Source organism: Cupriavidus phytorum (assembly GCF_003254285.1).
In the GTDB taxonomy this organism is placed as follows: Bacteria; Pseudomonadota; Gammaproteobacteria; order Burkholderiales; family Burkholderiaceae; genus Cupriavidus; species Cupriavidus phytorum.
Genome location: NZ_QKZN01000001.1, coordinates 222,724 through 240,814, shown reverse-complemented (window position 1 = coordinate 240,814; position 18,091 = coordinate 222,724). Strand labels below are relative to the sequence as shown.

11 protein-coding genes are annotated in these 18,091 nt (G+C 70.5%); 6 read left to right on the top strand and 5 right to left on the bottom strand.

Annotated elements, in window-relative coordinates:
• Positions 1-50 precede the first annotated feature (50 nt).
• Together C7416_RS01110 and C7416_RS01105 are read right to left on the bottom strand one after the other, a co-directional pair.
• Positions 51-4,130: a tetratricopeptide repeat protein gene (locus C7416_RS01110; protein ID WP_111516724.1), complete on the bottom strand. Its 4,080-nt coding sequence runs from the start codon at positions 4,128-4,130 to the stop codon at positions 51-53.
• Positions 4,093-6,867 carry a bifunctional glycoside hydrolase/polysaccharide deacetylase family protein gene (locus C7416_RS01105; protein WP_240988219.1) on the bottom strand — a complete coding sequence of 925 codons (2,775 nt, stop codon included), beginning with the start codon at positions 6,865-6,867 and terminating at the stop codon, positions 4,093-4,095. Before C7416_RS01105 ends, C7416_RS01110 begins: the two co-directional genes overlap by 38 nt.
• 1,105 nt (positions 6,868-7,972) lie before the next feature.
• On the opposite strand from C7416_RS01105, the gene C7416_RS01100 reads away from it, so the two are divergent.
• The 4 genes from C7416_RS01100 (at position 7,973) to C7416_RS01085 (ending at position 12,055) form a co-directional block, all read left to right on the top strand.
• Positions 7,973-8,176, top strand: a complete 204-nt coding sequence (locus C7416_RS01100) for a cold-shock protein (protein WP_010810931.1) — start codon at positions 7,973-7,975, stop codon at positions 8,174-8,176.
• Between the two features lie 223 nt (positions 8,177-8,399).
• Positions 8,400-9,263 carry a presqualene diphosphate synthase HpnD gene (gene hpnD / locus C7416_RS01095; RefSeq protein ID WP_111516722.1) on the top strand — a complete coding sequence of 288 codons (864 nt, stop codon included), beginning with the start codon at positions 8,400-8,402 and terminating at the stop codon, positions 9,261-9,263.
• Between the two features lie 60 nt (positions 9,264-9,323).
• Complete coding sequence (gene shc, locus C7416_RS01090; protein ID WP_111516721.1) at positions 9,324-11,366, top strand: squalene--hopene cyclase; 2,043 nt, start codon at positions 9,324-9,326, stop codon at positions 11,364-11,366.
• Positions 11,363-12,055 carry a phosphorylase gene (locus tag C7416_RS01085; protein WP_111517446.1) on the top strand — a complete coding sequence of 231 codons (693 nt, stop codon included), beginning with the start codon at positions 11,363-11,365 and terminating at the stop codon, positions 12,053-12,055. Before shc ends, C7416_RS01085 begins: the two co-directional genes overlap by 4 nt.
• A gap of 14 nt (positions 12,056-12,069) precedes the next feature.
• Here C7416_RS01085 and C7416_RS01080 read toward each other — a convergent pair whose 3' ends face one another.
• Positions 12,070-13,335 carry an Hsp70 family protein gene (locus tag C7416_RS01080; protein WP_111516720.1) on the bottom strand — a complete coding sequence of 422 codons (1,266 nt, stop codon included), beginning with the start codon at positions 13,333-13,335 and terminating at the stop codon, positions 12,070-12,072.
• A 226-nt stretch (positions 13,336-13,561) separates the two neighbouring features.
• Between C7416_RS01080 and C7416_RS01075 the strand changes: the two genes are divergently transcribed.
• Both C7416_RS01075 and C7416_RS01070 read left to right on the top strand, forming a co-directional pair.
• Positions 13,562-14,761 carry a CaiB/BaiF CoA transferase family protein gene (locus C7416_RS01075; protein ID WP_111516719.1) on the top strand — a complete coding sequence of 400 codons (1,200 nt, stop codon included), beginning with the start codon at positions 13,562-13,564 and terminating at the stop codon, positions 14,759-14,761.
• Positions 14,758-15,621, top strand: a complete 864-nt coding sequence (locus C7416_RS01070; RefSeq protein WP_111516718.1) for a citryl-CoA lyase — start codon at positions 14,758-14,760, stop codon at positions 15,619-15,621. The genes C7416_RS01075 and C7416_RS01070 overlap by 4 nt, the downstream gene beginning before the upstream one ends.
• A gap of 34 nt (positions 15,622-15,655) precedes the next feature.
• Here C7416_RS01070 and C7416_RS01065 read toward each other — a convergent pair whose 3' ends face one another.
• Positions 15,656-16,903 carry a GGDEF domain-containing protein gene (locus C7416_RS01065; RefSeq protein ID WP_111516717.1) on the bottom strand — a complete coding sequence of 416 codons (1,248 nt, stop codon included), beginning with the start codon at positions 16,901-16,903 and terminating at the stop codon, positions 15,656-15,658.
• A 206-nt stretch (positions 16,904-17,109) separates the two neighbouring features.
• Positions 17,110-17,862, bottom strand: a complete 753-nt coding sequence (locus C7416_RS01060) for an IclR family transcriptional regulator (protein ID WP_111516716.1) — start codon at positions 17,860-17,862, stop codon at positions 17,110-17,112.
• Positions 17,863-18,091: the final 229 nt, after the last annotated feature.

Sequence of the window (18,091 nt, the reverse complement as noted above, 5' to 3'; positions counted from 1 at the left end):
GTATTGCCATATCTGTTGATGCCCCGCCTGTCCCGCCATGCGCCGCGCGCTCAGTACAGCCATCGGTAGCGCAATCCCAGTTCCGTCATCGGCCGCCCGCCATTGCGCGCCGCAGTCTCGTGCGACACATAGAGCGCCAGGTGGTCGTTGCCGAACACCGAGCCCGCCACGCCGCCCTGCACGCGGAAGTTCTGCCGCGCGCGGGTGTCGTGCAACAGCCCGATCTCGCCGAACGGCCGCCACTTGCGGGTGTATTCGTCCAGCAGCTCGGTGCCGAAGCCGAACAGCACGCCAGCCTGCGTGAAGCCCTGCGGCATGTAGAACGCCGGCGTCGCGGCATCGCCGGCCGGCACCAGCGCGGCCTGGCGCGGCGTCAGGCTGCCGCCCTGCGTGCTGTAGCTGGCATGCGTGGCGACCACGCGCACGGTGTAGTCCGGATACGCGGTGCGGATCTTGTAGCCGGCCTCGACGTCATACACCATGCCGTGGCCCAGCGTGCTGCGGTCCTGGCCGCGAAAGCGGCTGTACTCGATGCGCGCGCCGACGAACTCGCGCAGGCTGAAGCGCCACGTCGCGCCCAGCCCCAGCACGTCCTTGGCCCCACCCACGCGCAGGGGCGCGGACTCGTCGGCCGGCTGGTTGAGCCCCGCCAGCGTGCTGAACTGCAGCCGCCCCTGCTGGTTCCACTCGCCGAAGAAGCGCGCCGTGGCCATGGTGTCGAGGCCCTCGCGGTAGCCCGCGGTGGCGCGCCAGCGCTGATTGTTGTCGCGGTAGCCCAGCGACAGGTCGGCGCGCCGGTCCGACGACGGCACGTTGGCCAGCTGCCGCGGATCGGTGCTGCGCTGGTCGCGCCAGGTGCCGCGCAGGTTCAGGTCATAGCCATCCCACAGCCGCACGCCGCCGGCCAGGCTGCCTTCGGTGAACTCCAGCGGCTTCTGGTGCAGGAAGCGCACGCGCGGCTCGATCGCCTGCGCGTTGAACAGCAGCGTGTCGCGCAGGGTTTCCTGCAGCGCGTCGTCGGAGCGGGCGCGCTCCTGGGTCTCGAAGGCCAGCGTCTGCGCCGCCCCCAGGCGGTCCAGGCGCTGGTTGGCCTCGATCTGGCTCGCCACCGGCACGCGGCCGGCCTGGCGCTCCAGGATACGGTCCAGGCTGTTCAGGTCCTGCCGGTCCAGCGCGATCGCCACCTCGGCATACGCCGGACGCTGCAGCCGGCTGGCGTACTGGCGTGCCAGCCAGCCGCGCGCCAGTTCGTTCGATTCCGCCGACATCGCCCAAGCCAGCGCGGCATCGCGCCCGGCGGCCGACAATGCTGCCTCGCGCCGCGCCGCGTCGCGCACGACCTCGGCGGGGACGGGCTCGCGCAGCGGCGGCAGTCCTTCGATCTCGCCGAGCTGCGACGCCGCGTCCGCGTCGGGCGGGCTTAGTTCGCGCGCCGCCGTGGAAGCGCGGTCGGCGCGCAGCATCTGGATCACCAGCGCGCGCGAGACCTCGCCCGAGGCAAAGATCTGCCCCAGCGCCACGGTCTGGCGCCGCAGGTCCGCGCGCGACGGCGCGCCCGAGGCGTTCTCGCGCTCTTCGTCGCCATCGGCATGGTCCGGGCGCATGCGCGCATCGCCAGCGCCGCGCCGGACCCGGCCACGATGCAGGTCGATCCACGCCTGCCGGCGCACGCGCCAGGCCATGTCGGTCTGGCCGATGGCTTCATAGGCGTCGGCCAGCAGGCTGAGCCAGAGCGGGTCGGCGCTCTTGCCGTCGTTGAGCTTGCGCAGGTAATGCAGCGCCGCGCGCCCGTCGTGGAAGCGCATATGGCCGGCGGCGAAGGCGCCCCACAGGTCGGGATTGTCCTCGGCCTGGTCCTGCAGGCGGCGCATCACCGCGCGCACCTCGGTATCGGTGCCCTGGTCGACCAGCGTCCACAGCAGCGCCGCCAGCGTTTCGCTGTCGGCGTCCGGCAGGCCCGCGGCATGGCGCAGGTCGGCCAGCGCCTGCTCGCGCTGGCCCGTGACGCGGTAGTACTCGGCGCGCCGCATCAGGAAGCGGCTCGACTGCCAGGCGGCACGGCGCTGCTCCGCGCTCATGTCCTGCAGCAGCCGCTCGATGCGGCGGTAGGCGTGGGCGCGCGTGTAGTAGTACAGCGCCAGCTCCAGCGCGGCCGGGCTGGCGCTGCGGCGCCAGTCGGCCTCGGCGATGCGGCCGGCGTCGATCGGGGTCCTGTCGTAGTAGGCGATCAGGTTGGAGAAGTCCGCTTGCTGCGTGGCGCGGACCTCGGCCATGCAGTCGTTGCGCGCCGGGCCCTCCGGCAGCTGCCGGCAGTGCTCGTCGCGGGTCTGCGCGGCCGCCATCATCAGGTGCCGGTAGCCGTCCTGCAGCAGGTCGTCGCGCTGGTTGAGCCGCGCCAGCTCGGTGAACGTGCGCCAGAACAGCAGGTCGCGCGGACCCGCGGCGGCGCGCGCCGGCAGCATCGCGTCCAGCGCCTGGGGCAGCCGGCCGCGCACATAGAGCAGGTTGGCCAGCTTGAGCGCGTAGGCCGGGCGCGGGCCGAAGCGCTGCTGCAGCTGCGTATAGAGCTGGAAGGCGCGCTCGTCCTTGCCGGCGCGTTCGGCCAGCGCGGCGTGGCGCTCGATGATCTCGCGCGCCTTCGGGCCGCGGCTCAGGCCTTCGAGGAAGCGCATGGCCTCTTCCGGTTCGCCCAGGCGTTCGTAGGCGGCCACCACCTGGTCCACCGTGTTCAGGTCCGAGCCGCCCGCGCGGTGGCGCAGCGCGGCCAGGTAGGCGCGATCGTCGGACAGCCCCGGCGCCAGCCGCATCACCGCGTCCCACGCGCGCTCGTCGTTGGTGGCGCGGGCATAGTCGAGCCAGCTCTGCAGCGCCACCGCCGGCTGGCGGTTCCATTCCGCCACCTGCGCCAGCCGCTCGCGCCAGACCGGCTCGGCCGGCAGCCGGCGCACCGCGGTCTCGGCCACGCGCTGGGCCTGGTCGAGCTTGCCCGCGGCCAGGAACACGCGATAGGCCAGCTCGTAGTCGTCGGCATTGAATTTGGTCTCGTCCGGCGGCGCGGGCGGGGCTTCCTGTGCCGCGATCCTGCGCACGCCGAGCTGGCCGGAAGCGGCCAGCGCCTCGCGCAGCGCCAGGCCACGCGGCCCGTCGAGAAACACCACGCCGCGCTCGCGCCACGGCTGGCTGGCGGCGATGCGCCGCACCTCGGCCTCGCGCGCGGCGAGCGCGGCCGGCTCCGCATGGCCGGCATCGCGCAGCCGCGCCGACACCTTCAGCAGCCGCTCGACATAGCGGCTGGCCTGCTCCGGCTTGTTGGCCGCCAGCGCCAGCCGGGTCAGGTAGCGCAGCACCTCGGGGTCGTCGAGCAGCTTGCCGCCGTGGCGCTCGGCCTGCGCCAGCGCTTCGTCCAGCAGGTTGCCGGACTGCAGGGTCTGCACCGCCTTCAGGAACAGCGCGCGCCGCTCGGCCAGCGTGGTCGCGGCGGCCTGCTGCGCGAACAGTGCGTTGGCGGCATCGCGGTAGTCGCCGCCAGCAATCGCCATCTCCGCTAGCTGGCGGTTCCAGAATGCCGCGTTGTTGCGGTCCTGGCTCGCCAGCGCGGTATAGAACCGGCGCATCGCCTCTTCCGCGCCGGCCTGGCGCGCCTGCGTGGCCAGTGCCTGCAGGTCGGCCACGCTCCAGCGGCGGGCGGCGGCCTGGTCCAGCAGCCGGCGCAGCTGCACCAGGTTCTGTTCGCGCTCGGCGGTTTCCGGCAGCGCGGCCCAGGCGCGCTGCTGCGCGATCTCGATGCGCGTGCGCAGCACCTGGCCCGACAGGTCGGTGCCCTGCACCGCCTGCATTCGCTCCAGCATCGCCTGCGCGTCTTCCAGGCGGCCGGTGCGCGCGTACTGCTCGGCCAGCACGCCCATGAAGGCCGGATCGTCGGGCGTGACCTTCCACCAGGCCTCCAGGTAGGCCATGGTCAGCCCGTCGATGGTGCGGCCCTGCCCCAGCAACCGTTCGCGCAGGGTTTCGCGCGGGAACATCAGCGCCAGGCCGATGCCCACGATCGCGGTAAAGGTCAGCACCAGCGTCGGCGGCAGCAGCCGCTCGCGCTCAGCCGGCGCAGCGGACTTCGACTTGTTGCCTGACATGATTGGGGTCGGTCACGGGTGCGGTATCGACGCGCAGCGTGTTGCGCTCGCGCACGGCCGCCACGGCCTTGCCATCGACGCTGACACGGCAGTGGCCGGCGTTGGCCAGGCGGAAGAACGGCTTGAAGTAGCCACTGAAGGCAAAACGGGTGACGCCGTCGCGCTGCGACCAGTCGCGCACGATGCCGCTGGCTTCTGCCAGCTGCGGCGTGGCCGGCGCCGGGGCCACGGCCTCGCGCACGTCAAAGCGCGCGTCGCCGCCGTCCAGGTGCAGGTACACGCCGCCGCCGGGCGCCGGCGAGGTTCCGGTCACGCCCTTCGCCGCGGCAACATCGGGCAGGCCCGCGCCGCTCCAGCGCAGGTTGCGCAGGTTGCCGTCGCCGCGCACGATCCATTGCGTGCCACGACTGCCGGCATTGCCGGCACTGCCGTCACCCACTTCCCGCGCCACCGCCATCTCCTGCCAGTCGAGCACCTTGCGCACGTAATCGGTCGAATGCAGCGGCAGCAGTGGCTGCGCCAGCACGTAGTCATAGACCTTGCGCAGCGCCTTCAGCGACGCCGCCTTGGTGCCCGAGTAGCTGTGGTAGTAGATGTTGACGGGCTTGAAGCGATACGGCCGGTCGGTCAGCTCGAAGGTCTCGATCACGCGCTCGAAGCCGTAGAACGGGCCGTGCCACAGGTTGGTGTAGACGTTCTCGTTCTGGTTGGGCGCGAACACCTGGAAGGTGCCGCCGGGCTTGTTGATGCCCAGCGGCGCGATCGCGGTCCAGCTGGGATTGCTGCGCGTGATCAGCGTGTCGCCGCCGTTCATGTTGAACACGCGCGCCTGGTCGGTCAGGCGCAGCGCCTCGGCCGGCGGCTGGCAGTCGCCCGACCACAGCAGCAGGCTGACCGGCTTGCCGGCGGGCGCCAGGCTGCGGTTGATGTAGTCGATGGAACCGCCGATCTCGCGGTTCAGGTCCATGGTGTAGCCGGGAATGTTCAGGTGGAAAGCCTCGTCGCCCGCGCCCGCGGCGGCCTTGCCGCCCTGCGCCGGAACCGTGCGCGCCCACTCGAACGGGTGCGAGAAGGTATGGCTGGCCACCTCGACATAGGGCTGGGCGAAGATCTTGCGCGCGATCGGCTCGAGCTGCGCGCTGAGCTTCGGGTACATGCCATCGCGGCTGACCTCGCCCTGGATCACCGACATGGTCATCGGCAGCCGGTAGCGATCGAAGATCTCGCGGAACAGCACTTCGCCGGAGAAGCCGCCGCCGGGGATCTCGGCGCGCGAGGCAAAGCCGTCGCCATCGATATGGATGGTCAGCAGGCGCCGGCCGTTCTCGGTGGTGACGTCGGGCACCGGCATCGCGGGCAGGCGCAGCGCCTCGCGCAGGAAGTCCAGCGGCTGCACCACCCAGCGGCTGTCGGCGGTGCCGATGCCGCTCTCGTGCACCGCGTAGGGCCCCAGCACATAGCCGCCCCACGGCGTGATGGCCGCGGCGTCGTAGGTCAGCGTGCCGGAGCGCAGGCGCAGCAGCGTGCGGAAGCCGTCGCCGTCTGGCACCTGGATCGCCTCGGCCTGGTTGCGGTCGGGCGCCACCGGCATCTCGAAGCCCATCATCGGGTCCTTGGCCAGCACCTCGACCGGGCCCGACACGCGCCCCCTGACCGCCTTCAGGCCAAAGCCGCGCGCCACCGCGCCACTGACGCTGGTGCCGAAGTCGTTCAGGAACACCACCGGCATGCCCTGCGCCATGCGCGCCTGCACCCAGGTATGGAAGCGGCCCGGCTGGGCCGTGATCTTGCCCGTCAGGTACATCACCACGCCGGCATAGCGGTCCGGGCCGATCTCGGGCAGTTCCTCGCTGGTGTCGGCAAACTCGACGCGGTAGCCCAGGAAGTTGAGCGGCATCGAGACAAAGCGCACGCCCTCGGACTGGTCGATCGCCACGCCCGGGGCGCGCTCCTGCACCACCAGCACGCGCCGCGGCAGCACTTCGATCTTGCCGATGCCGATGGTCTGCAGACCGGGATCGGCCACATAGGGCGTGATGCCCAGCGCGCGGATGCGCCGCGCGGTGTCGCGCGCGCAGCGGCGGTCCGCCGGCGGGCAGTAGTCGATCGACACCACCGGCAGCCGGTATTGCTCGCGGATGGTGCGCGCCTGCGCCAGCAGCCAGTCGCGGTCGGCCTGCGGCACTTCCACATAACGGCCCTGGGCCTGGTTCCAGCCGCGGAACAGCGACTCGAAGGCGACGGCATAGGCCAGGCCATGCACCTGCGGCAGGATCTCGAAGCCGCGGTTGAAGATCAGCCGGGCGTCGGGGTAGCGCGCCTTGATCGCGCGCACCACGCGCACCAGCCCGGCTTCCTGCCGCGCGCGCTCGGCGTCGGTTTTGGCGGCGAGCTGGTACGAGTCCAGGGTATCGAGGAAAAAGCCGCGGAAGCCGCGCGCCCACAGCGGCGCGATTACCTTGTCGACATAGAAGGCGGGCCAGCCGTCGGCCGCCTGGTCGATCACCGGCGCGTTCCACGCGTCGTTGCGGCCGACGAACCAGCTCTTGGGGATGTCCTTGAAATACGGGCGGCCTTCCAGCACCTCGCCCACGCTGACATAGGCAAACCAGGAGGTGGCGGGCGTGGCGACCCGGCGCGGGTCGAAGCCGCTGTCGGGTTCGACCACGGCGATATCGAAGGCCTGCAGCGCGTCGACCGGCGGCTTGGCGCCGTAGTGCAGCGCGATCGACGGCATGGCCGGCTCGGATGCCGCAGCGCCGGCCGCCGGCTGTGCCGCGGCGGCCCCGGCCGCTCCGAGGGCAAGCGCCAGCGCAGCGTACTGCGCCAGATGCCCGAGCCAGGCCAACCACCCCGGCCGGCATGGCGTGCGGCCACCCCGGCCACGCTGGCTGCCTTGCGCTTCCCCCAGTCGATTCACAACGTGCTTCCTTTATTCTTGCGCACCCGAAGTGCACGGTGCCAGACATTTTAGAGGCGGTTTGCGACCGCGTGGCGCCTGGTTCTGACCGTCAATTCGGAAAAGTCCGATGGTATCCGGCATCCGCATGCTAGAGCAGGCAGCGGGCCGGTATTGTCAACAATTGTCCCGAAAAGGAGACATGGAACCGGCTTGCGCGTTAACGGCCGCCCGCGTGGGCCGATGCCTGGGACACCGGGTTGCCAGCCAGCCGGGAAAGATCGATCGTCACCAAGCCCGCCACGTCACTGTCCGTTACCGGATTTCCGGACAGCCGGTTTGCCACCACATGAAATCTTTGCGTTCATTCTCTTATGTATGGACGCGGATGCAGGCCATTGACTCATGTATTGGCATGGATAACCTGCCTGCTGTCACGGGTATTGTGGTTTATCTGCATAATGTTATATCCGCGCCGGACTGGCCTCACCCGAACGCGGTAGGATCGGTGCCGTAAAAATTTGTAAAAAAGATGGCACCAGCTTGCAGCGGGCGGCAGCCCATTATGCACGACAACATGGCACGCGGCCCGGCTCCGGTGCACGCACAGGCAAACGCGACAATAAAAAATCAGGGAATTCACTGAATCGGTACTGAAGTAGAAAACGCTAATATCTCCTGTCGGAACCTCTCATCATGATTAGGCGCTTAGCCTGATTGACACACCGGGAAAATTCGGCAGAATGATTCCCACTTGTGCAGCGCCCATTCGGTGTGTCATTTGGTGTTGTCGTTCCGTGACGGTTTCGGTTGTCACGACAGCGACATATCGAAGTCATATGGAATGCGCTGGCGGAGAAGATAAAACAGATCCGCTGGGTGCGTTGCGCACGGTGTATAACGAGCGTTTTCGCTCATTTTGAAATTCAAGGTTGAGATAGACATGGAAACCGGTACCGTTAAGTGGTTCAACGACGCCAAGGGCTTCGGCTTCATCACGCCGGATGAAGGCGGCAACGATCTGTTCGCGCACTTCTCCGCAATTGAAGGCAACGGCTTCAAGTCGCTGAAGGAAGGCCAGAAGGTGCGCTACGTCAAGGCCATGGGCCAGAAGGGCGAGCAAGCCACCAAGATCCAGGCCCTCTGATACCGGTGAGGCCCGGGCTGGTCCGACGGACCGGCCGGCACGAAAGCCCCGCAGCCTTGCGGGGCTTTTTGTTTTGGCGCAACCATGCTGCAGCACGGTTGCGCCCGTGCCGTTGCAGGTGAAATTGCTATAATCGCCCGACCCACAACCACCTCCCGGGCGGGGTAGCGCGCCAACGCCGCGCGGCCGGCGCGGGACGGTAAGCAGCGTGTCGAGGAGTTACGTGGCCGGTACTCAGATCGCAGCTTCAGACAGCCGCGCCGGCATCGGCGCCCAGGCTGGTCCCGCCGCCTCGTCGGGCAGTTCCTTCCATGCCGCGCTGCGCATCCTGCCGGCGGCACAGCGCCAGGCCATGTTTCAGATCTACGCGTTCTGCCGCGCCGTCGACGATATCGCCGACGGCGATGCGCCGCACGCCGAGCGCCTGGCCGCGCTCGACGCCTGGCGCCGCGACATCGACGCCTGCTACGCCGGCAACCCGCCCGCGCCGCTGCAGCCGCTGAGCGCGCAGATCCGCGCCTACGACCTGCAACAGGCCGACTTCCTTGCCGTGATCGACGGCATGACCATGGACGTGGTGCAGGATATCCGCGCACCCGATGCCGCCACCCTCGACCTGTACTGCGACCGCGTGGCCAGCGCGGTGGGCCGGCTGGCGGTGCGCGTGTTCGGGCTCGAGACGGATTGCGGCATTGCGCTGGCGCACCACCTGGGCCGTGCACTGCAGCTGACCAATATCCTGCGCGATATCGACGAGGATGCCGCCATCGGCCGGCTCTACCTGCCGGCCGAGGCGCTGGCGGCGGCGGGCATCGCGACCGCCACGCCCGCGGCCGTGGCCGCGCACCCGGCGCTCGGACAGGCATGCGCGACCGTGGCGCGCGAGGCCCAGGCCCACTACGACCAGGCCCACGCCATCATGGCGCGCTGCCCGGCACGCCAAGTGCGTTCGCCGCGCATCATGGCGGAGGTCTACCACCGCATCCTGGCGCGGCTGTGCGCGCAGGCCTGGCGGGCGCCGCGCCAGCGCGTGCGCCTGCCGCGCGCGCAATTGCTGTGGATCGTGCTGCGCCACGCCATTGGCTGAGCGCGGCATGCCGATGCACGCCGGGGCTGGCCATGCCGGTCGCCGGCACAAGGAGGTTGCATGTCGATGAACGAGACCGCCCTTGCCAACGCCGCGCCGCACACCGAGGCCGCGCAGCGCGAGCCGGCCGGCCCGGCGCAAGCGCCGGCGACACGCTTGTCCGCGCCAGCGCTAGACCACGGCATCGGCCGCGCCCTCGACGCGCTGCTGCACCAGCAGCGCCCCGACGGCCATTGGATCTACGAACTCGAGGCCGACGCCACCATCCCCGCCGAATACGTGCTGATGGTGCACTACCTCGGCGAAGAGCCCGACCTCGACCTGGAAGCGCGCATGGCCCGCTACCTGCGCCGCATCCAGAACCCGGACGGGGGCTGGCCGCTGTTCCATCAGGGCCGCTCCGATGTCAGCGCCAGCGTCAAGGCGTATTTCGCGCTGAAGATGGCGGGCGACGATCCGCAGTCCGCGCCGATGCAGCGCGCGCGCCAGGCTATCCACGCCATGGGCGGCGCCGAGGCCAGCAACGTGTTTACGCGCACGCTGCTGGCGCTGTACGGCGTGCTGCCATGGAAAGCGGTGCCGATGATGCCGGTCGAGATCATGCTGCTGCCGCGCTGGTTCCCGTTCCACCTGTCCAAGGTCTCGTACTGGGCCCGCACGGTGATCGTGCCGCTGCTGGTGCTCAACAGCCTGCGCCCGCAGGCGCGCAACCCGCGCGGCGTCGGCATCAACGAACTCTTCGTCGGCAACTGCCACACGGTGGGCCTGCCGCCGCGCGCGCCCCACCAGCATGCCGGCTGGTACACGGTGTTCCGCGGGCTCGATGCGCTGCTGCGCGTGGCCGAGCCGCTGTTCCCGCGCACGCTGCGCCGGCGCGCCATTGCCGCGGCACAGCGCTTCGTGCGCGAGCGACTCAACGGCGAGGACGGGCTGGGCGCGATCTTCCCGGCGATGGCCAACAGCGTGATGATGTTCGACGTGCTGGGCGAGCCGCCCGACGATCCGGCGCGCGCGGTGGCGCGGCGTTCGCTCGAGCGCCTGCTGGTCGAGCACGGCGACGAGGCCTATTGCCAGCCCTGCCTGTCGCCGGTCTGGGATACCGCGCTGGCCACGCACGCGCTGCTTGAAACCGGCGAAGCGCGCGCGGCGCAGGCCGCCGGGCGCGCGCTGGACTGGCTCAGGCCGCTGCAGGTGCTGGACCTGCGCGGCGACTGGGCGGTGCGGCGCCCGCTGCTGCGCCCCGGCGGCTGGGCCTTCCAGTACGCCAACGCCTACTACCCCGACGTCGACGACACCGCGGTGGTGGCCGCCGCCATGGACCGCTACATGCGCGCGCACGATGCGCCGGGACGCTACGGCGAGGCGGTGGCCCGCGCCACCGAGTGGATCGTCGGCATGCAGAGCGGCAACGGCGGCTGGGGCGCCTTCGAGCCCGAGAACACGCACCTGTACCTGAACAACATCCCCTTCGCCGACCACGGCGCGCTGCTGGACCCGCCCACCGCGGACGTGTCGGCGCGCTGCCTGTCGATGCTGTGCCAGACCGGCGCCACCCCCGGCAAGAGCGAGCCCGCCGCGCGCGCGCTGCGCTACCTGCTGGCCGAGCAGATGCCCGACGGCAGCTGGTTCGGCCGCTGGGGCACCAACTACATCTACGGCACCTGGAGCGCGCTGTGCGCGCTGAACGCCGCCGGCCTGCCCCCTGCTGCGCCCGAACTGCAGCGCGCGGTGGCATGGCTGGCACGGATCCAGAACGCCGACGGCGGCTGGGGCGAGGACGGCAGCAGCTACCGGCTCGACTACCGCGGCTACGAGCCCGCGCCCAGCGTGGCCTCGCAAACCGCGTGGGCGCTGCTGGCGATGATGGCGGCGGGCGCCACGCAGCATCCGGCGGTGGCGCGCGGCATCGACTACCTGCTGCGCACGCAGCAGCCCGGCGGCCTGTGGCATGAGCCCCGCTTTACCGCGGTGGGCTTCCCGCGCGTGTTCTACCTGCGCTACCACGGCTATGCGCGCTACTTTCCGTTGTGGGCGCTGGCGCGCTACCGCAACCTGCAACGCGGCCAGATGGGCCAGAGCGGCCAGCTATCGTGGGGTCTGTGACGTCGCCGTTCGTGCTGGTCGTCACCGGCATGGCGTTCGAGGCGCGCATCGCCGCCGGACCGCACTGCCGCGTGGTGCACGGCGTGCGCGGCCTGGCGCTGGAGCAAGAGGTGTCGGCCATGGCCAGCCGGCACTGCATGGGCATCCTCAGCTTTGGCGTGGCCGGCGGGCTGGAGCCGACGCTGGCGCCCGGCGCTGTGGTGCTGGCGGATGCGGTGTGCGCGCCCGGCGAGCGCTACGACACCGACACGACGTGGACGCGCGCCATGCACGCGGCACTGCCGCACGCGCGCATCGGCACCGCGGCCGGTGCCGACCAGCCGGTCCTGACGGTGGCCGCCAAGGCCTCGCTGCACCGGGCCACGGGGGCGCTGTGCGTCGACATGGAATCGCACCTGGCCGCGCGCATGGCGTCGGCGTGCCGGCTGCCGTTCGCGGCTTGCCGGGTGATCATCGATCCGGCTTCGCGTGCCGTGCCGGCGGCCGCCACGGCTGGCATGGGTGACGGCGGCAAGACCGATGTGGCCGCGGTGCTGGGCGGGCTGCTGCGCGCGCCGCAGGAACTGCCGGCGCTGCTGCGCCTGGCCGGCGATGCCGCAGCCGCGCGCGGGGCGTTGCGGGCGGCAAGGCTGGCGCTGGGCGATGCCTTTGGCTTGCGCGACATGCGCTCACAGCAAGCAGACTTCTGACAGGGGTACTCCCCTCACCCAAACTTTCTCACCGCATCCAGCGCCAGCCCGCTGCCGATGCTGCCGAAGCGGTCTCCTTCGACGCAGCGCGCCTCGGGCAGCAGCGCTGCCAGCCGCTGGCGCAGCAGCGGCACGCTGCTGGAGCCGCCGGTAAAGAGGATGGTGTCGACCGCGGCGCCGCGCACGCCGGCGTCGGCAAGCAGCTTGTGCACGGTCTGCTCGGTCTTCGTCACCAGCTTGTCGATCGACGCATCGAATTCGTCGCGCGTGATGGTAAGCGACAGGTCCGGCTCAAGCCGGTGCAGGTCGACCTCGGTGCTGTCCGTGTCCGACAGCGCAATCTTGGCGGCTTCGACCTGGATTGCCAGCCAGTGTCCGGCGCGCTCGCGGATCAGCCGCACCAGGCGGTCGAGCTTGACCGTGTCGGCGGCGTCGCGATAGTTGTCCATCACCAGCGACCACGCCTTGCGCGTATAGAGCAGGTTGATGGTGTGCCAGCTGGCCAGGTCGAAATACTGGCTCGACGGCATCGCCTTGCCGTTGCGCAGCGCGCTGCCCAGGCCCAGCAGCGGCATCGCGCGCGCCAGGCTGAGCGCGCGGTCGAAGTCGGTGCCGCCGATGTGCACGCCGCCGTTGGCCAGGATGTCGTCGCGCCGGTCGCTGCGCGCGGCGCGGTCGGGCGACAGCCGCACCAGCGAGAAGTCCGAGGTGCCGCCGCCGATATCGGCAACCAGCACCAGCTCCTCGCGCGTAATGCCGGCCTCGTAGTCGAAGGCCGCCGCGATCGGCTCATACTGGAACGCGATCTCGCTGAAGCCCGCGTCGCGCGCGATCCCGGCCAGGGTGTCTTCGGCCAGCTGGTCGGCCACCGGATCCTCGTCGATAAAGAACACCGGACGCCCCAGCACCGCACGCGAGAAGCCGGTACCGGCGGCCTGCTCGGCGCGCGCCTTCAGTTCGCCGATGAAATGCGCCAGCAGCTTGCGGAACGGCATCGCCTGGCCCATCACCTCGGTGCTGTCGTCCATCATCGAGGTGCCCAGCAGGCTCTTGAGCGAGCGCATCAACCGGCCCTCGTAGCCTGCCAGGTAATCGCCCAGCGCGGCGCGGCCGTAGCTGACCAGCGGATCCTCGGCATGGAAGAAGATCACCGACGGCAGCGTCGTCTTGCCATCCTCCAGCGGCAGCAGCGCGGCCGCGCCGCCCGGGCGGCTCCAGCCCACCGTCGAGTTGGACGTGCCGAAATCCAGGCCGCATGCGTTTGACATCTTCGATTCCATTTTCCTGCCAGCAAAGTGGCCCGCGCGGCGCAAGGCCGTCGCGGGCGGGGGCGCTATTGTAGGGCAGCCACCGGGTCCGTGCCTGCCGGCTCCGACCGCCATGCCGGGGGCGCGTCCCAGGCAACCTTGACATGGACGTGGAGCGGCTCCTATGCTGCGTCTGTTCTTTATAAAAGATCGTTGTTCTGTTGTACGGAATACGATAACAGAGATCAGACCCCCTGCCATGCAAAAACCATTACGCCATGTCCGCGTGCTCGACCTCACCAATGTGCTGGCCGGGCCGTTCTGCTGCCACCAGCTGGCCCACCTCGGCGCCGAAGTCATCAAGGTCGAAACCCCCGGCAGCGGCGACCTGGCGCGCCAGCTGGGCGCCGACCCGGAGCTGAACCAGCGCTTGATGGGCGTGTCGTTCCTCGCTCAGAACCCCGGCAAGCAGTCGGTCACCCTGAACCTGAAGCACGCCAGCGGCAAGGCCGTGTTCCGCAGGCTGGTGCAAAGCGCCGACGTGGTGGTCGAGAACTTGCGGCCGGGCGTGATGGAACGCCTCGGACTGGGCTATGAAACCCTGAAGCAGGACAACCCGCGGCTGATCTACTGCGCGATCTCGGGCTTCGGCCAGGACGGGCCGCTCGCGGGGCTGCCCGCCTATGACCAGATCATCCAGGGCATGGCCGGCGTGATGCAGATCACCGGCGACGCGCACAGCGCGCCGCTGCGGGTGGGCTATCCGGTGTCCGACACCATCGGCGGGCTGACCGCGGCGCTGGCGGTGTCGGCGGCGCTGGCCGATACCGGGCGCACCGAGGGCTATTTCATCGACGTATCGATGCTGGAAGCGACGCTGGCCACGATGGGCTGGGCGGTATCCAACCACCTGATCGCAGGCCGGCCGCCCACGCCGATGGGTAACGAGAACATGACCGCGAGCCCGTCCGGCACCTTCCGCACCGCCGACGGCCTGCTCAATATCGCCGCCAACAAGCAGGAACAGTTCGAAGCGCTGTGCCGCGTGGTGGGCCGCCCGGCACTGGCTGACGATGCGCGCTTCGCGCAGCGGCAGGCGCGGCTGGCCAACCGGGCCGCGCTGACGCAGGCGCTCGAAGCCGAACTGGCAACCCGGCCGGCCGCCGAGTGGTGGCCGCTGCTGACCGCGGCCGGCGTGCCCGCAGGGCCGGTGCTGGACGTGCCGCAGACGCTGGCCCACCCGCAGGTCAGCGAGCGCGGCATGATCGGCAAGTTTGCCGATGCCCCCGGGGTCGGCCGCGACATCCGCGTGGTGCGCACCGGCTTCAAGCTCAACCGCGAAGCGCCGGCGGTCGACACGCCGCCGCCGCAACTGGGCCAGCATACGCGCCAGGTGCTGGGCAGCCTGGGCTACAGCGACGCGGACATCGATGCACTGAACCAGGAGGGAGCGATATGAGCGGCAGCCAGACACAGGACGACGGCATGAATGCCGGCCAGCGCCTGTCGCAGGACTGGTGGCGCACCGGCATCATCGACATGCGCCCGGGCGAGATCCGCTACCGCGGCTACCCGATCGAGCAGCTGATCGGCCGGGTGTCGTTCGCGCAGATGATCTGGCTGATGCTGCGCGGCGAGCTGCCCGGCCCGGGCCAGGGCGAACTGCTGGACGCGGCGCTGATGGCCGCCGTCGACCATGGCCCGCAGGCGCCCAGCATCGCCATCGCGCGCATGGCCGCGACCTGCGGCGTGGGACTGAACAATGCCATGGCGTCGGCCGTCAACGTGCTGGGCGACGTGCATGGCGGCGCGGGCGAGCAGGCGGTGGCCCTGTACCAGGACGTGGCGCAGCGGCTGGACGCCGGCAGCACGATGGCGCTGGCAGTCGATGAAGCGCTGCGGCGCTACCGCGACCTGCACGGCAAGTACGTTGGCGGCTTCGGCCACCGCTTCCATCCGGTCGATCCGCGCGCGCCGCGGCTGCTGGCGCTGGTCGAGCGCGCGGCGGAAGACGGCGTGGTGAGCGGCCGCTACGCGGCCATCGCGCGCGCGGTCGAGGCAGCGCTCGGCGCCGGGCGTGGCAAGCCGATCCCGATGAACATCGATGGCGCCACCGCGGTGATCTACGCCGAACTGGGCTTCGCCGCGCCGCTCGCGCGCGGGCTGTTCTGCCTGTCGCGCTCGGTCGGCATCCTCGCGCACGCGTGGGAGCAGCAGTGCGAGGGCGGGCGCAACAAGGGCCCGATGCCGCGCCAGTTCCTGTGGCGCTATGACGGCGCGCCGCCGCGCGACGTGCCGGAACCGGATCTGCCCACATAAGCGGCCAGGCCGCCGGCACAAGCCAATTCCGCGCTCAGCCGGCCAGGTCTGGCGCCGGCTCCAGCAGCGGCGCAGCCGCCGTGCCGGCGGCGGGCTCCGCCATCGACGAGGCCAGCACGTAGCGGTCGCGCCCTTGCGCCTTGGCATGGTAGAGCGCGCGGTCGGCATCGGCGAACAGGGTCCGCCACAGCGCCTCCCGGCTGCCGGCGCCGCCGCGCAGCTGCGCTACGCCGATGCTGACGCTGGCATGGCCGCGCCCGGCGGGCAAGGCGATCGCATGCACCTTGCGCAGCACGCGGTTGGCCAGTGCCGAGGCCTGCTGCTCATCGGTATGCGGGCACAGCACGCAGAACTCTTCGCCGCCATAACGCCCGGCCACGTCCGAGGCGCGGCGCGAGTTGTCCAGCGCCTGCGCCACTTCGCGCAGCACCGCATCGCCGGCGTGGTGGCCGCAGCTGTCGTTGACCTGCTTGAAGTAGTCGATATCGATCACCAGGCACGACAGCGGCTGGCCGTCGCGCTGCCAGCGCGCCACCAGCGACAGCGCCGACATCTCCAGCGCGCCGCGGTTGAGCAGCCCGGTCAGGGCATCGATGCGCGCGCCGCTTTCGTTATGCGCGACGATCTGCTCCATCGCCATCACGGTAAAGCCGAACAGCCCCAGCAACGTGGCGATCAGCGGCGCCAGCACCCAGGCCGAACCGGCCGGGCCGGCGAAGAACAGGGTCAGCGGCGCTGCAGCCGTGCCGCCCGCCGGCAGGCTCATGGCATGGCTGAAGCCCGCCAGCTGCGTGGCCAGCTGCACCAGGCTGGCCACCAGCACCAGCGGCGCCCCGATGCTGCGGCGCCCGCGTCCGGCGCGCGCCAGCGTGGCGAAGGTAGCCAGCGACACCAGCGCCAGCACGCCATAGACGATGCGCAGCACCAGCTGCGGGCCTTCGGGCAGGCCGCTGGAGGCCGCCATCAGGCCCAGCACGATCGCGCCCGTCCCTGCCAGCGCGCCCGGATGCGCCGGCACGCCGTAGTAGACCCGCACGCCGCGGTAGATCAGCAGCCAGCCGGCGACGAAGGCGAACGCGCCCAGCGTGCCGAGCTGGCCGGTGCCGCTGGCCGCGCTGACCGCCAGCGCCAGCCCCGCGGCCGACACCAGCACATGGCCGAAGGCCCACAGCCGCCCCGCCGTGCTCGCGCGCAGCGCGAACACCAGCCCCGCTGCAATGATCAGCGTGCCGCAGAAAAACACCATCATCACCACCGCAATGGTCTGCTGGTCCAGGTGCAAGGGATTTCCTCAAGGATGCCGTCCGCCTGCCGTCAATATCGATCGGCGGGCATCAGGCCACGGGGGCGCGACGCGAGGCATGCGGGCGCTGATTTCACCAGATGTGACGTGCGCTGTTTTTCATGCCAGCCGCATGATAGCCCGTGCCGGCGCCGGCATGGCACCCCCTGCAAGCCGGGTCGGGTGCGCTGCACCCTGGGGGAGTTTTACTGCGGGTCCGCGGTCGATCCCGGGGTGCCTTGCGGCGCCGTGCCACCAAGCGCGCGCGTCAGCGAGCGCGCTGCCCGCAGCACATCGTCGCGGAAAGCGTCGCGGTAACGCGCCGCCGGGCAGGTCAGCGTCAGCGCGCCGGCCAGTACGCCGCCCGGGCCGAATACCGGCGCCGACACCCCGGCCAGATCGGGGCTGCGGTCGCCGACCAGCGCCGCCACGCCGTCTTGCCGGATCCGGTCATAGAGGTCGCCGGGCTCGCCGGCAAAGGCACGCAGCACGCGCGCCCCGGCGCCGCGGTCGCGCGGCAGCAGCTCGCCCGCGCGCACGTGGTCGCGCACCGGCTGTGGCGAATCGACGCGGTACAGGCACATCCGGTGCTCGCCCTGCTCGACATGAAAGGCCGCGCTCTCCCGCGTCACGTTGACCAGTTCGCGCAGCGCCGGCATCACCACCGCCTCGAGCGAGAACGACGCCGCGTAGACCGCGTGCAGCCGCGCCACCTCCGGCCCCAGCCCATAGCGGCCGTCGGCGTGGCGCAGCACAAGCCCGGCGTGTTCGAGCGATGCCAGCAGGCGCAGCAGCGTGCTCTTGTAGAGGCCGCTGCGCTGCGCCAGTTCGGCCAGCGCCAGCGCGCCATCGCCCAGCCGGAACACCGACAGCACGAACAGGGCGCGGTCCACGGCAATGGCGCCGCCGGCGGCGGCGTGCTTGTCGGCTTCGGAAACCTGTGCGGCTTTGCGTGGCATGGCGGGCGGCGGGCGATGAACCCGGAAGGCGTTGGGTCGAAACGATGCGCCACCGTATAGAACGGTCGGGGGGTTGTCAATCCGCGCTGCCGGACCGGGCCGTGTGCGGTGGAGTCAACGCCCGCACGCTGGCATGGTGGCGTTTTTCTGCAACACACATTCGCGGTGCCTGGCTCGATTGCGCGGTTGCGCAAGCGCGTTCTGCGCCCTTTGGACACCGCATGCGCCA

Coding starts and splice junctions, on each gene's coding strand:
- shc (WP_111516721.1), top strand. CDS start 9,324: ATGTCGATGAACGAGACCGCCCTTGCCAACGCCGCGCCGCACACCGAG.
- C7416_RS01060 (WP_111516716.1), bottom strand. CDS start 17,862: ATGCCACGCAAAGCCGCACAGGTTTCCGAAGCCGACAAGCACGCCGCC.
- C7416_RS01080 (WP_111516720.1), bottom strand. CDS start 13,335: ATGGAATCGAAGATGTCAAACGCATGCGGCCTGGATTTCGGCACGTCC.
- C7416_RS01075 (WP_111516719.1), top strand. CDS start 13,562: ATGCAAAAACCATTACGCCATGTCCGCGTGCTCGACCTCACCAATGTG.
- C7416_RS01110 (WP_111516724.1), bottom strand. CDS start 4,130: ATGTCAGGCAACAAGTCGAAGTCCGCTGCGCCGGCTGAGCGCGAGCGG.
- C7416_RS01100 (WP_010810931.1), top strand. CDS start 7,973: ATGGAAACCGGTACCGTTAAGTGGTTCAACGACGCCAAGGGCTTCGGC.
- C7416_RS01070 (WP_111516718.1), top strand. CDS start 14,758: ATGAGCGGCAGCCAGACACAGGACGACGGCATGAATGCCGGCCAGCGC.
- C7416_RS01105 (WP_240988219.1), bottom strand. CDS start 6,867: ATGCCGTCGATCGCGCTGCACTACGGCGCCAAGCCGCCGGTCGACGCG.